The following is a 13,183-nucleotide window of genomic DNA, read 5'->3' as shown; positions in this document are numbered from 1 at the left end:
AGTCCGCTGGACGCCATTCCCATGAACGTCACGAGCCCTTCGCCTGGCACGAGCCGACGGACCGGGCCGAGCAAGAGCACACGCCATCGCACGCTGGGAACGGAACTGTGAACCACGGCCCCGACCACCAGGGCCCCGAAGAGCGCGACCAGGAACTCGGGGCGCTTCCAGACGACGAGCTGGCGCTGCGGCGACTGCTGCACGCCGCGGTCGACGACCTCCAGCCGCGCACCGGCACACTGGAGCATCTGCGCAGGGCCGTGCCCGCGCGGCGGGCCCGCAAGCGGCAGGCCGCCGTCGGCATGGCCGCCGCGGCCCTGTTCATCGGCACCGCGATCCCCGCCCTCGTCCACGTCTCCGGCTCCGGCGGCACCGACCCCAACACCGCCATGGCCGGCCAGTCCTCCCAGGCCCAGGGCGGCACCGGGCAGGGCAAGAGCAAGGGGGGCGGCACGGGCGGCAGGAAGGACGGCGGCAGCACCGACGTCAAGCCCGGTAAGGACTCCGGCAAGCCGGGCACGAAGGGCCGGAGCAGCGGCAGCGGCGGCGCCGCCGGTGGTGCCGACCCGTCCTCCACGCTCTCCTCCACCGGGGTCCCGGTGTGCACGACGGCCCAGCTGGGCTCCGCCACCGGCACCGCCGACGCCCCCGACTCCGCGGGCGTGGTCTACGGCACGTTCCGCGTCGTCAACATCTCCTCCACGGCCTGCACCGTCGCCGGCGAGGGCACCATCACCCCGACCGCGGTGGGCGCCGCCGACCCGGCCAAGATCAGCGTGGCCCGGCATGCGGCGGGGGACGCGGCGACCGGTCTGCCCGACCCCTCCATGGAGGTCGCCGGGCTGGTCCTGCAACCGGGCGCGGCCTACGAGGAGAAGTTCGCCTTCGTACCGTCCGAGACCTGCCCCACGAGCGGCGGCGGCACCGGCACCCCCGGCGGCTCCGACACCGGCGGCCCCACGCCCGACCCGAGCCCGAGCCAGGACGCGAGCGGCGCCGGCGGCTCCTCCGACGCCGGCGGCACGGCGGGCACCACGACCCAGCTGATGACCGCGGACGGCACGGCCGACGGCAGCGTCCAGATCACCCACACCGCGCAGGGCGGTTCCCCTTCGGCCACGGCGACGGTGGCGGGCGAGTGCGCGGGGACGGTGTACTACACCGGGGTGCTGGCGGGGGCGTAGCGGGGAGCACCCCCAAGGGGCGCGGCGTCCGCTGTCAGGAACTCACCGGCGCCGGCGTCTCCTCCGGCACCAGGCCCAGCGCGGCGTCCCGCGCCGCCTCCACCTCGCGCCGCACCAGCCGGAACCACATGAACACCACGAACCCGGCGAAGACGAACCACTCGCCGGTGTAGCCGAGGTTCTGGAACGCCTTCAGGTCCAGCCCGGTGCCCTCGGGCGCGGTCGCCGGCACGGCCTTCATCCCGGAGTCTGCCTTGTCGAGGGTCACCCACGCGTCGTACAGCCGGTACGGCACCAGGTTGACCAGCGACGCCGAGCTGATCGCCGCGGTCTGCCCGGCGGGCAGCCCCCCGGCCGCGCCGACCCCGTTGTCCCCGGGCGTCTCGGACGCCTGCAGCGCACCGGTGACGGTGACCTCACCGCCCGGCGGCGCGGGCGCCTTCGCCGGGTCGGCCTTGCCCGGCAGCCAGCCCCGCACCACCGGCAGGGCCTTTCCGGAGCCGGTGCGCAGCAGGGTGAGGACGTAGAAGCCGTTCCTGCCGTCGAGCTGCCGGTCCGGCACCAGCAGCTGCGTGCCGTAGTGCCCGCTCGCGGTGACCCGGCGCCCGGAGGTCGCCTTGTCGACGGGCAGCATCGAGTCCAGCGGGCGTGCCGTCTCGTGCCGGTCCGACGCGGCCTGCCGGGTGGCGGCGCGGCTGTCGTGCACCCGCCCCTCGAACCGGCTCAGCTGCCAGGACCCCATGAAGATGCAGAACGGGATGGCGAGCAGCACGAAGACGTTGATGCCCCACCAGCGGGGTGTCAGCAGAAACCGGTACACGCCTTCCACGGTACGGCTCGCGCGCGGACGCCCCGCCCGCGGGTCGGCCTCAGCCCTCGGCGGCCCTGCTCGCCCGCAGCGAGTAGATCAGCGGGATGCGCGGATGGTCCGCGGGGAAGCGGTGGTAGCCGTCGCGCACCTCGAAGTTCGCGAAACGCGGGAAGAGCGACACGTCGTGCTCGTGCAGGAACTCGATCCGCAGCCCGGTCGCGGCGAGCGCGGAGACGACGTCGCCGAGGGTGTGCTGCCACTGCACGCTGCGGTTGTGGACGGTCGCGGCGGTCAGGTCGGCGTAGGTGCCGGGCTCGTCCCACACCTGGGCGTCGCGGTCGAAGTAGTCGCGGACGACGCGCGTGCCGGTCTCGTCGTCCAGGGCCTCGGTGATCGGGTGGAACTCGGCGAGGTACAGGAACCCGCCGGGCGCGACGAGCGAGGCGGCGGTCTCGGCCCAGCGGCGGATGTCCGGCAGCCAGCACAGGGCGCCGAGCCCGGTGTAGACGATGTCGTACGACGGCTCGGGCACGGCCTCGGCCGCGTCGTACACGTCGCCGGTGACGAACGCGGCGCGCTCGGGGCCGTGGCCGAGGTCGGCGGCGAGGGACCGGGCGGCCTCGACGGCCGGCGCGGAGAAGTCCAGGCCGACGACACGGGCGGCGCCGCGGTGGAGCCAGGAGAGGGTGTCGGTGCCGATGTGGCACTGCAGGTGCAGCAGCGTCCTGCCGGTGACGTCGCCGACCTCCTCCTTCTCGAAGTCGCGCAGCACGTCGGGGCGGGCCCGGAACCCATCGAGGTCGTAGTACTCACCGGCGACGTGCACGGGCACCCGCTCGTCCCACATGGCCCGGTTGTCCTCACGCCAGCCGTCGGGAGCGGGCTGATGGACGTCGGAGGCGGTCTGATGATCGGCCTGGGAACTCATGGGCGGGAAGTTATCCACAGGCTGCGCACACCCGCCACCCAATTGTCGGTGCGGCCAGGCAATATGGGCGCATGACTGGGGCGATGAGTGAGAGCAACGGGCCGGGCGTGCGGGACACGGACGGCATGCCGGACTGGGAGAAGCGCTTCCGCGCGCCGCGGGTGTCGCTGCCCGACTGGGCGGAGGACGCACCGGACCGCTGCCTGTTCGTGTCGAACGCGACGGGCACGTACGAGCTGTACGCATGGGACCGCGCGACGGGCGCCCAGCGCCAGGCCACCGACCGGCCGACCGGCACGACGGACGGCGTGCTCTCCCCGGACGGCGCGTGGATCTGGTGGTTCGACGACAAGGACGGCGACGAGTTCGGCATCTGGCGCCGCCAGCCCTTCGGCGGCGGCGCGGACGAGCCGGCCGTCCCCGGTCTCGCCCCCTCCTACCCGGCCGGTCTCGCCCTGGCCCGCGACGGCCGCACGGCGGTCGTCGGCCGCTCCACGGACGAGGACGGTACGACGATCCACCTCGCCCGCGAGGGCGAGGACCCGGTGGAGATCTACCGGCACCGGGAGTCGGCGGGCGTCGGCGACCTCTCGCACGACGGCTCCCTGATCGCCATCGAGCACACCGAGCACGGCGACGCCATGCACGCGGCACTGCGCGTGCTGCGCCCCGACGGCACCCCGGTCGCCGAGCTGGACGACACCAAGGGCGGCACCGAGGAGCTGGGCCTGGAGGTGCTGGGCTTCGCGCCGGTCGACGGCGACACCCGGCTGCTCATCGGCCACCAGCGCCGGGGCCGCTGGGAGCCGCTGGTGTGGGACGTGGCGACGGGCGAGGAGACCGACCTCGCCCTGGACCTGCCGGGCGACGTCAGCGCCGAGTGGTATCCGGACGGCTCGGCCCTGCTCGTCGAGCACGGCTTCGAGGCCCGCAGCGAGCTGTTCCGCTACGACCTGGCGACCCGCGAGCTGACCCGTATCCCCACCCCGCCCGGCTCGGTCTCGGGCGCCACCGCACGCCCCGACGGCAGCGTGGAGTACCTGTGGTCGTCGGCCGCCGAGCCGCCCGCGGTCCGCTCGACGTCGGGCGGTGTGGTGCTGGACCCTCCCGGCATGGCCTGCCCGCCGTCGGTGCCGGTGGAGGACGCGTGGGTGGAGGGCCCCGGCGGCCGCATCCACGCCCTCGTCCAGAAGCCGGCGGGCGCGACCGGCCCCCTCCCCACGGTCTTCGACCTGCACGGCGGCCCGACCTGGCACGACAGCGACGCCTTCGCCGCGGGCCCGGCCGCCTGGGTCGACCAGGGCTACGCGGTGATCCGCATCAACTACCGCGGCTCCACCGGTTACGGCCGCGCCTGGACCGACGCCCTGAAGCACCGGGTCGGCCTGATCGAGCTGGAGGACGTCGCCGCGGTGCGCGACTGGGCGGTCTCCACCGGCCTCGCCGACCCCGGCCGCCTGGTCCTCACCGGCGCCTCCTGGGGCGGCTATCTCACCCTGCTCGGCCTGGGCACGCAGCCCGACGCGTGGACGGTGGGCATCGCGGTCGTGCCCGTCGCGGACTACGTCACCGCGTACCACGACGAGATGGAAGCCCTGAAGGCCATGGACCGCACCCTGCTGGGCGGCACCCCCGAGGAGGTCCCCGAGCGCTTCGAGGCCTCCTCCCCGCTCACCTACGTCGACCAGGTCAAGGCCCCGGTCTACATCTCGGCCGGCGTCAACGACCCCCGCTGCCCGATCCGCCAGATCGACAACTACGTCAAGCGCCTGGAGGCCAGAGGCGCCGTCCACGAGGTCTACCGCTACGACGCCGGCCACGGCTCCCTGGTGGTGGACGAACGCATCAAGCAGGTGAGGCTCGAACTGGACTTCGCCAGACGCCACCTGCCCGCCTAGCGCACTCGCGCCCCACCCACCCGCACCCGCCCCCCGGGGGACCCGCCCCGGCGGGGCGCCCTCCAGCCGGCCGGGTCGGGTGAGGTGGGCGGGCGAAGGTCAGTGGAGGTCCGCCAGCCCGCGGCGGGTCGCGGCGACCACCACCCGGTCCCCCTTCTCCAGCACGTGGTCCGGCGCCGTGTCGGTGCGGCCCTCCAGCGCCAGCACCCGCCAGGACCCGGCGCGGAACGCCTGCCGTACCGTGCGGCCCTCCAGCTGCGGATGACCGGCGACGTCGACGGCGGCGAACAGCAGCACCCGGCGCTCGACCGCGACCGCGCCGAGCACCTGCCGCCCCAGCATCGCCCCGGCGAACGCGGGCGCGGCCAGATGCGTGACGCTCCGGCTCCGGGTCAGCGCATGCGGGTAGGCGGCGCGCAGGGTGCGGTACACCGCGGTGGCGAAGTCGTCGTCGTACAGCCGCAGCACCACCCGCAGATCGGGCCGTACGTTCCGCGCGTACAGCACCGCCTCCAGGTTCGTGGTGTCCGCGCTGGTCACCGCGAGCAGCGCGTACGCGCGGTGGATCTTGGCGGACTCCAGGACCCCCTCCTGGGTGACGTCCCCGAGCACCACCGGCACCCGCAGCCGCCGCGCGGTCGCGAGCCCTCGTGCTTCGGGGTCGGACTCGACGCACACGACGGGGATGTTCAGCTCGCGCAGCCGGGTCAGCACCCGGGTGCCGATCTTCCCCAGCCCGAGCAGCACCACATGCCCGCCGAGCCCGCGCGGCGGTTTCCGCAGGGCGGAGGCGGTGCGGAAGGTGCCCAGCGCCTCCAGCACCGCCGCCAGCAGCACCGGAAGCAGCAGCAACCCGACCAGACCGGAGAGGAGTTGGAGAATCTGCCGGCCCAGCGGAGCCCCCAGCGCGGGGTCGTCGATCGCGAACAGGTCCAGCAGGGTCAGATAGAAGGCCCGCAGCGGATGGATGCCGGGTGTGACCACCCACAGCGCGACGGCGAGCGCCATCACACACGCCACCATGCCCGCCAGCGACCACCGCAGCCGCCGCGAGAACAGCGAGGCGAGCGGCGGCACCCCGCCCCGGCCGGGCGCCGCCGACTCGCCGCCGCCCGCCGAGGACACCTGCTCCAGCACCACGGCCGTCCGCCCGGCGGCCTGCCGTACCTCGTCGTCGTCCGGCAGCAGCCGCGGCTCCTGCTCCCCGCCGTGCCCGGGGTCCGCACCGGCGGGGGAGAGCAGGGCGAGGGTGCACAGCCCGGTGCCGGCCTGCCGTTCCACGGCCCGCAGCAGCAGTCCCTCGGTCTGCACGACCTTGCTGGTGCCGGCGACGGCGGTGGCGGCGAGCGCGGGCGCCGCGGTGTCGGCGTCGGACAGCACGGTGGTGGACGCGTCCGCACCGGCGTCGCCCTCGCCGTCGCCCGCCGCCAACGCGGCCGCCTGGTCGAGGAGTTCCTCGATGTGCTGGCCCAGCCGCCGGTTGTAGAGGCGCAGGACGAGCCGCAGGCGCGGGTTGAGGCGGCGGGCGGTCAGCGCGGCCCGGATGTTGGTCTCGTCGTCGTCGTAGACGAGGGCGAGCGCGGCGGCCCGCTCCACTCCGGCCTCGGCGAGCACGGCCTCGGTGATCTCGGCGGCGGTCAACACCGCCGCGGTGTCGCCGCCGTTGGGGCCCGTGGCCGTCGCCGTGCCCGCGGTGCCGGTGCCGCCTGGGCCGCGCCCGACCGCGGCGCTGACCATCCGGTCGAACAGCGCCGCCGACGCGGACCTGGCCCGGCCGACCACCGGAGGGCGGGCGGTGCGCTCGTTCGGCGGCACCACCAGGGTGACCTGTTCGCCGTGGACCCCGCGCAGTTCGGCGGCCAGCCGGTGCGCGAGCCCGTCGTCCCCGGCCACCACCATGTGCGGGGCGCTGGGCCCACTTTGATACGGAACGCTCGCCACGAGGGAAAAGACTGCCCCAAGGAGAGGAGTGGTTCCAGCGCCGGTGTGAACACTCGGGGGACGATGCGCGTACCCAGGGGGAGGGAGCGACCAGGACAGTCAGCCGGAGGGAACCACCCGTGGCCATCACCGAAGACGCCCCGCCCGGCGCCGACGTCGGCTCCCCGCCCGGCCCCGGGAGCCCGCGGATCACCTCCCCGCTGGTGCTGACGCTGGTCCTGCTGCTGGCGGTGCTCGCCCAGTCCCCGATCCGCGGGCTCCTGGCCACCCCGCTGATGCAGAGCTGGATGACGGTCTTCGTCGCGGTGACGCTCCAGGCGCTGCCCTTCCTCGTCCTCGGGGTGCTGCTGTCGGCGGCGATCGCGGTGTTCGTGCCGCCGGCGTTCTTCGCCCGCGCCCTGCCGCGCCGCCCCGCGCTGGCGGTGCCGGTGGCCGGGATCGCGGGCGCGGTGCTGCCGGGCTGCGAGTGCGCGTCGGTGCCGGTGGCGGGCGCCCTCGTCCGGCGCGGAGTCACCCCGGCCGCCGCCCTGGCCTTCCTGCTGTCCGCCCCGGCGATCAACCCGGTCGTGCTGACCGCCACCGCCGTCGCCTTCCCGCGCGACCCGGAGATGGTGCTGGGCCGGTTCGCCGCGAGCCTGCTGGTGTCGTGCGCGATGGGCTGGCTGTGGCAGCGGCTGGGCCGCACCGACTGGCTGCGCCCGCCGGCCCACGGCGCGCACGAGGGCGCGACGAAGGGGGAGGCGTTCTGGAGTTCGGTACGGCACGACACCGTGCACGCCGGCGGCTTCCTGGTGCTGGGCGCCATGGCCGCGGCCACGCTGAAGGCGGCGACCCCGTCGGACTGGCTGCGCACGGCGGCCGGGAACCCGGTCTTCTCCGTGCTCGCCCTCGCCGTCCTCGCCGTACTGCTGTCCATCTGCTCGGAGGCGGACGCGTTCGTCGCGGCGTCCCTCACCCAGTTCTCGCTGACGGCCAAGCTGGTGTTCCTGGTGGTGGGCCCGATGATCGACCTCAAGCTGTTCGCGATGCAGGCCGGTACCTTCGGCCGTGGCTTCGCCCTCCGCTTCGCCCCCGCGACCTTCGCGCTGGCCGTCGCGGGCGGGCTGGTGACCGGGGCGGTGCTGCTGTGAACCGCCAGTCCCAGTCCGCCGTCATGTTCCTGCTCGGCGCCGCCCTGCTGCACGCCGGCAGCACCGGCCTGTATCTGCGGTACGTCAAGCCGGGCCTGCGTCCGCTGCTGCTGGCCTCCGGCGCGGTCCTGATCGCGGCGGCGCTGGCCACGGCCTGGTACGAGCGCCGGCGCGCCAAGGCGGCACCCGGCCACCCGGAACCGCACGCGCATCCCGAACCCCGGGTGTCCTGGCTGCTGTTGCTCCCCCTGCTCGGCCTCATCCTCGTCGCGCCGCCCGCCCTAGGCTCCTACAGCGCCCTGCGCTCCGGCACCGCCCTGCAGAAGACGTACGTGTACGGCAAGCTGCCCGCCGCCGACCCGGCCCCGCTCTCCGTGATCGACTACGCCTCCCGCGCGGCGTACGGCCACGGCCGCACCCTGAAGGGCCGCACGGTCCGCGTCACCGGCTTCCTCGCCCTGGACCACACGGGCGCGCCGTACCTGGTCCGCATGGCCCTCAACTGCTGTGCCGCGGACGCCCAGCCGGTGAAGATCGCCCTGACCGGCGACCTGCCCCCGGTGCTCCGCCCGGACGCCTGGATGGAGGTGACCGGCGCCTACACCCCCCGCCTCGCCCACGACCCGGTCAACAACGGCCCCATCCCCTACCTGAAGGTCATCTCCGCCCGCCCGGTCCCGGTGCCGCACGACCCGTACGACGAGACCTGGAACACCTGACCCCGCACCACGGCGCCGCCGCCCCGCCCGGCGCACCCCACGGCAGGCACATCGCCCGCCGTCACTCCGGGCCGAGCAGCAGGGCCATCACGCCCACGAGGGTCGCGCTGCTGACGATCTCCCGCCGGGCGATCATGCCGCGCAGGCCGGCCAGTGGAATCCACTCCACGCGGTCCGACTCGTTGCGTTCCGTGGGCGCGCCGACGCGCCGCGCCCCGTCCACGCGGAACACGAAGTGCCGGGAGTCGGTGATCCCCGCCGCGGGCTCGGCGTAGACCAGCTCCCGCATCGTGCCCGGACGCCGGCCGGTCTCCTCCCGTAGTTCCCGCGCGGCGGCGGCCTCGGGCGTCTCCCCGTCCTCCACCAGGCCCATGGGCAGCTCCCAGGCCCAGGTGCCGGTGACGAAGCGGTGCCGCCACAGCATCAGCACCCGCTGCCGGTCGTCGACGGCCGCGGCGACCGCCACATCCCGCAGCCGTACGACGTGGTAGTCGGTCCGGGTGCCGTCCGGCTGCTCCACGTCGAGCGAGCGCACCCGCAGCCACGGGGTGTCGTACAGGGCGCGCTCGCCGTGAATCGTCCAGCGCATGCCGGGCCCGCTACCGGGCGGCTTCGTCGAGGTCGAAGCGCTCCAGGTCCCGCAGCCAGGCCTGGGCCGTGCCGTCCGACGGGGCGCGCCAGTCGCCGCGCGGGGAGAGGGAGCCGCCCGCCGAGACCTTCGGGCCGTTCGGCATCGCCGAGCGCTTGAACTGGGAGAAGGCGAAGAAGCGGCGGATGAAGACCTCCAGCCAGTGCCGGACGGCCGCGAGGTCGTACGTGCCCCGCTTGTCCTCGGGGAAGCCGGGCGGCCAGGCGCCCGCCTCCTTGTCGTGCCAGGCGTGCCAGGCCAGGAAGGCGATCTTCGAGGGACGGAAGCCGTAGCGCAGGACGTGGAAGAGGGTGAAGTCGTGCAGCGCGTACGGGCCGATCTTCGACTCGGTGGACTGCAGCTCCTCGCCGGGCACGAGCTCCGGGCTGATCTCGGTGTCGAGGATCGCGGCCAGGATCCTGCCGGTCTCCTCGTCGAACTGGCCGCTGTTGATCACCCAGCGGATGAGGTGCTGGATCAGGGTCTTCGGCACGCCGGCGTTGACGTTGTAGTGGCTCATCTGGTCGCCGACGCCATACGTCGACCAGCCGAGCGCCAGCTCGGACAGGTCGCCGGTGCCGAGCACGATGCCGCCGCGCTGGTTGGCGAGCCGGAACAGGTAGTCGGTGCGCAGACCCGCCTGGACGTTCTCGAAGGTGACGTCGTACACCGGTTCCCCGGACGCGAAGGGGTGGCCGATCTCCTTCAGCATCAGCCGCGCGGTCGGCGTGATGTCCAGCTCGGCGGCGGTGACGCCGAGGGCCCGCATCAGCCGGTGCGCGTTGTCCTTGGTGTGGTCGCTGGTGGCGAAGCCGGGCAGGGTGAAGGCCAGGATGTCGCTGCGCGGGCGGCCGGCGCGGTCCATCGCGCGGGCGGCGACGATCAGCGCGTGCGTGGAGTCCAGGCCGCCGGAGACGCCGATGACGACCTTCGGGCCGCCGATCGAGGCCAGCCGCTGCTGCAGCCCCGCGACCTGGATGTTGTACGCCTCGTAGCAGTCCAGGGCGAGGCGGTCGGCGTCCGCGGGGACGAACGGGAAGCGCTCCAGGCGGCGGCGCAGGCCCAGGTCGGCGGTGGCCGGCGGGGCGAGTTCGAAGGACACCGTGCGGAAGTCGCCGGTGCGCGCGGCGTGGGTGCGGCCGTTCTCGCCGAACGTGCCCATCCGCTGCCGCTCCTGCCGCAGCAGGTCCAGGTCCACGTCGGCCACCGCGTACTGCTCGCCCAGCGGGAACCGCTCGGTCTCGGCCAGCAGCACCCCGTTCTCGTAGATCAGGGTCTGGCCGTCCCAGGACAGGTCGGTGGTCGACTCGCCGAGCCCGGCCGCCGCGTAGACGTACGCCGCGAGACAGCGCGAGGACGCCGAGCGGCACAGCAGCTTGCGGTCCTCGGCGCGCCCGACCGTGATGGGGCTGCCGGAGAGGTTGACGAGCACGGTCGCGCCGGCGAGGGCCGCCTCCGCGCTCGGCGGCACCGGCACCCACATGTCCTCGCAGATCTCCGCGTGCAGCACCAGGCCGGGCACGTCGGCCGCCGCGAAGAGCAGGTCCACGCCGAACGGCACCTCCGCGCCGCCCAGCCGGATCGTTCCGCCGCGCTCGGCGTCACCGCCCGCGATCTGCCGCCGCTCGTAGAACTCCCGGTAGTTCGGCGGGTACGACTTCGGTACGACGCCCAGGATCCGGCCGCGGTGCACGAGCACCGCGCAGTTGAAGATCCGGCCGCGGTGGCGCAGCGGCGCGCCGACCACCAGCACCGGCAGCAGTTCCGCCGACTCCGTCACGATCGTGGCGAGCGCCTGCTCGACGTCGTCGAGCAGGGCGTCCTGCAGCAGCAGGTCGTCGATCGCGTACCCGGACAGGCACAGCTCCGGGAACACGGCGACGGCGACGCCCTCGTCGGCGCAGCGGCGGGCATGGCGCAGGACCGCCTCGGCGTTGGCACGCGGGTCGGCGATGACGGTGTGGCCCGTACACGCGGCGACGCGCGCGAAGCCGTGCTGGTAGATCGACCAGAAGCTCAACGGGACCTCTTTCCGAAGCGACTCTCCTACAGGAGGAAGCCTAAGGGGAGCCCCGCGCGCACCGCCCACCTGCGGGTTCGTCCCGCCGACCCCACTCCGGCTCCACCCACGGGTGCAGGGCAGCGGAGGTTTCTCCATCGACCCCCGGGTGCTGGTGATCGCCCGCCCGCGCGGCGCAGTCTGGAGCCATGGGTTCCTCCCTTCATTCGGCGCTCATCGTCCTCACCGTCGCCTGCGTCTGGGTCTTCGTCGTGGCCTGGATCGCCGGCGCCGTCTACTTCGGCGTGAAGAGCCACGCCGGCCCGCACGGCTGGATACGCGGACTGCGCCGCACGCTGCCGCACCGGCTGACGCTGCTCGCGGGCGCGGTGCTCTTCTCCGTCCTGGTCCGGCACACCGGCGGCTTCTGGCGTCACCTGCGGTACTGGCAGCCGGAGCTGGCGCTGCTCGGCGGCCTGCTCGCCGTCGCCTCCACCGCCCTGCTGCTGTGGGCGCGCTGGGTGCTGGGCACCATGTGGTCCAGCGTCCCGACGGTCCGGGAACACCACGAGCTGCGCACGGACGGCCCGTACCGGCTGGTCCGCCACCCCATCTACACCGGGCTGCTCGGCCTGGTCGTCGGCGGCATGCTCGCCGACGGCTTCGGCGTCTGGATCGCGATCCTGGCGGTGGCCGTCCCCTGGCTGCTGAGACGGGTCCGGGTCGAGGACACCCTGATGGCCGGGCAGTTCGGAGCCGCCTACGACGCCTACCGCGCGCACGTCCCGGCCCTGATCCCCCGGATACGCCCGCCCCGCCGGCAGCCCCCTCCCGCACCGGCCGCCCGCGCCGGATCCGGAGCGCCCGAGGAGAGGTGACGCTCGCCGGACACGGCACGCCGGCGGAGCGGTGCGCCCTGCCCGCGACCACGGCCAGGGCGCACCACCGGATCAGCCGACGTGCAGGGTGAGGGCCGCGGTGTGCAGCCTGCCCCCGGTCTGGAACTGGAGGAACAGCCGCCAGTCACCGGACCGCGCGAACTCGGCGTGGAAGGAGAGCGTCGGTCCGCCGTGGCCGCCGTCGGCCTCCGTCTCCGGGTGGAGATGGGCGAAGGCGAGGTCGCCCTGGTGGAAGGCGGTCAGATGGGCGTAGGTGTCGAGGTACGGCTGGAGGTCGGTGACCGGCTTGCCGTCCTTGGTGACGGTGGCGGTCAGCTGGTGCGCCATGCCCGCCATCGGTTCGCCCTTCACCGTCACGGTGTAGCCGTCGACGGTGGCGGTGCCGGACGCCTTCGGCAGCGGCGAGGCCGTCGCCGTACCCGGCACCCGCACGGTGCGGCTGAGCACGAAGCTCTTGCCCTTGCCGGCGCCGCTGTCCGGGACGAAGGAGGCGTACAGCCGCCAGGTGCCCGGCCGCAGCGCCGCCAGCGGCGCGGTCCAGGTGCCGTCACCGGCCATGGTGGGGTGCAGGTGCTGGAACCCGGTGAGGTCGGAGCGGATGGCGTAGAAGTGCATCCGCTGCGTCTGGTCGACGGCGAAGCCGGTGACGGGCCGGCCGTCCGGGCCGGCGATGGTGAATCGGTAGTCGGCCGCCTTCCCGGCGGGGAGGCTGACGCTCTTGGCGGTCATCCGGTAACCGCTGCTCTCGGCGGACAGACCGTTGCCGGGTGCCGCCGGTTCCATGCCGGGCATCGAAGCCATCGAGTCGCCCGACGCCGAGGGGGACGGCGTGGCGCTGTGCTCCATGCCGGCCATACCGGAGCCGTGCCCTGCTCCGGAGCCGGAGCCGGAGCCGGAGCCGGAGTCGGAGCCGGAGCCGCAGGCGGCGAGGCTCAGGGTGAGGGCGGCGGTGACAGCGGCTGCCGCGAGGGCGTGACGGGTCTTCCGAAGTCGCTGGGACATGTGTGTGTCTTTCCAGGTGGGCGCCGAGGGACGGCGCGGTTGAA

General features: G+C 74.1%; 11 protein-coding genes. 5 read left to right on the top strand and 6 right to left on the bottom strand.

What is annotated here, in order from left to right:
* Nucleotides 1-107 precede the first annotated feature (107 nt).
* Nucleotides 108-1,184, top strand: coding sequence for a hypothetical protein (locus tag OG956_RS16235; protein ID WP_330338685.1), 1,077 nt, complete (start codon nt 108-110; stop codon nt 1,182-1,184).
* 34 nt (nt 1,185-1,218) lie between these two features.
* On the opposite strand, the gene OG956_RS16230 is transcribed toward OG956_RS16235, so the two are convergent.
* Both OG956_RS16230 and OG956_RS16225 read right to left on the bottom strand, forming a co-directional pair.
* Nucleotides 1,219-2,004, bottom strand: a complete 786-nt coding sequence (locus tag OG956_RS16230) for an SURF1 family protein (RefSeq protein ID WP_330338684.1) — start codon at nt 2,002-2,004, stop codon at nt 1,219-1,221.
* A 49-nt stretch (nt 2,005-2,053) separates the two neighbouring features.
* Entirely contained in the window at nt 2,054-2,842 is a 789-nt protein-coding gene (locus OG956_RS16225) for a class I SAM-dependent methyltransferase (RefSeq protein ID WP_330342857.1), read from the bottom strand.
* A gap of 164 nt (nt 2,843-3,006) precedes the next feature.
* Here OG956_RS16225 and OG956_RS16220 point away from each other — a divergent pair, with 164 nt between their 5' ends.
* Nucleotides 3,007-4,821: a S9 family peptidase gene (locus OG956_RS16220; protein ID WP_330338683.1), complete on the top strand. Its 1,815-nt coding sequence runs from the start codon at nt 3,007-3,009 to the stop codon at nt 4,819-4,821.
* Between the two features lie 99 nt (nt 4,822-4,920).
* Here the strand turns inward: OG956_RS16220 and OG956_RS16215 are convergent, their stop codons facing one another.
* Nucleotides 4,921-6,720: an NAD-binding protein gene (locus OG956_RS16215; RefSeq protein WP_330338682.1), complete on the bottom strand. Its 1,800-nt coding sequence runs from the start codon at nt 6,718-6,720 to the stop codon at nt 4,921-4,923.
* A gap of 161 nt (nt 6,721-6,881) precedes the next feature.
* On the opposite strand from OG956_RS16215, the gene OG956_RS16210 reads away from it, so the two are divergent.
* Both OG956_RS16210 and OG956_RS16205 read left to right on the top strand, forming a co-directional pair.
* Complete coding sequence (locus OG956_RS16210) at nt 6,882-7,892, top strand: permease (protein ID WP_330338681.1); 1,011 nt, start codon at nt 6,882-6,884, stop codon at nt 7,890-7,892.
* Nucleotides 7,889-8,611, top strand: a complete 723-nt coding sequence (locus OG956_RS16205) for a TIGR03943 family putative permease subunit (protein ID WP_330338680.1) — start codon at nt 7,889-7,891, stop codon at nt 8,609-8,611. The genes OG956_RS16210 and OG956_RS16205 overlap by 4 nt, the downstream gene beginning before the upstream one ends.
* Before the next feature lie 61 nt (nt 8,612-8,672).
* On the opposite strand, the gene OG956_RS16200 is transcribed toward OG956_RS16205, so the two are convergent.
* Nucleotides 8,673-9,200 (bottom strand): NUDIX hydrolase, encoded by a 528-nt coding sequence (locus OG956_RS16200; RefSeq protein WP_330338679.1) that lies wholly within the window; start codon nt 9,198-9,200, stop codon nt 8,673-8,675.
* Nucleotides 9,201-9,210: 10 nt separating this feature from the next.
* Entirely contained in the window at nt 9,211-11,259 is a 2,049-nt protein-coding gene (locus tag OG956_RS16195) for an NAD(+) synthase (RefSeq protein ID WP_330338678.1), read from the bottom strand.
* A 188-nt stretch (nt 11,260-11,447) separates the two neighbouring features.
* On the opposite strand from OG956_RS16195, the gene OG956_RS16190 reads away from it, so the two are divergent.
* Nucleotides 11,448-12,116, top strand: a complete 669-nt coding sequence (locus OG956_RS16190) for a methyltransferase family protein (RefSeq protein WP_330338677.1) — start codon at nt 11,448-11,450, stop codon at nt 12,114-12,116.
* Nucleotides 12,117-12,188: 72 nt separating this feature from the next.
* On the opposite strand, the gene OG956_RS16185 is transcribed toward OG956_RS16190, so the two are convergent.
* The gene (locus OG956_RS16185; protein ID WP_330338676.1) at nt 12,189-13,139 is read right to left on the bottom strand and encodes a hypothetical protein; all 951 of its coding nucleotides are present in this window, start codon (nt 13,137-13,139) and stop codon (nt 12,189-12,191) included.
* Nucleotides 13,140-13,183 lie beyond the last annotated feature (44 nt).

The sequence above is a fragment of the Streptomyces sp. NBC_00557 genome (genome assembly GCF_036345995.1).
Classification (GTDB): Bacteria; Actinomycetota; Actinomycetes; order Streptomycetales; family Streptomycetaceae; genus Streptomyces.
The sequence above is the reverse complement of the archived record's forward strand: the minus strand, read 5'-3'. Positions and strand labels throughout refer to the sequence as shown.

What these genes read in the sequence shown, in the direction of transcription:
- OG956_RS16185 (WP_330338676.1), bottom strand. Translation starts at nt 13,139, where the DNA reads ATGTCCCAGCGACTTCGGAAGACCCGTCACGCCCTCGCGGCAGCCGCT.
- OG956_RS16200 (WP_330338679.1), bottom strand. Translation starts at nt 9,200, where the DNA reads ATGCGCTGGACGATTCACGGCGAGCGCGCCCTGTACGACACCCCGTGG.
- OG956_RS16190 (WP_330338677.1), top strand. Translation starts at nt 11,448, where the DNA reads ATGGGTTCCTCCCTTCATTCGGCGCTCATCGTCCTCACCGTCGCCTGC.
- OG956_RS16220 (WP_330338683.1), top strand. Translation starts at nt 3,007, where the DNA reads ATGAGTGAGAGCAACGGGCCGGGCGTGCGGGACACGGACGGCATGCCG.
- OG956_RS16225 (WP_330342857.1), bottom strand. Translation starts at nt 2,842, where the DNA reads ATGTGGGACGAGCGGGTGCCCGTGCACGTCGCCGGTGAGTACTACGAC.
- OG956_RS16215 (WP_330338682.1), bottom strand. Translation starts at nt 6,720, where the DNA reads ATGGTGGTGGCCGGGGACGACGGGCTCGCGCACCGGCTGGCCGCCGAA.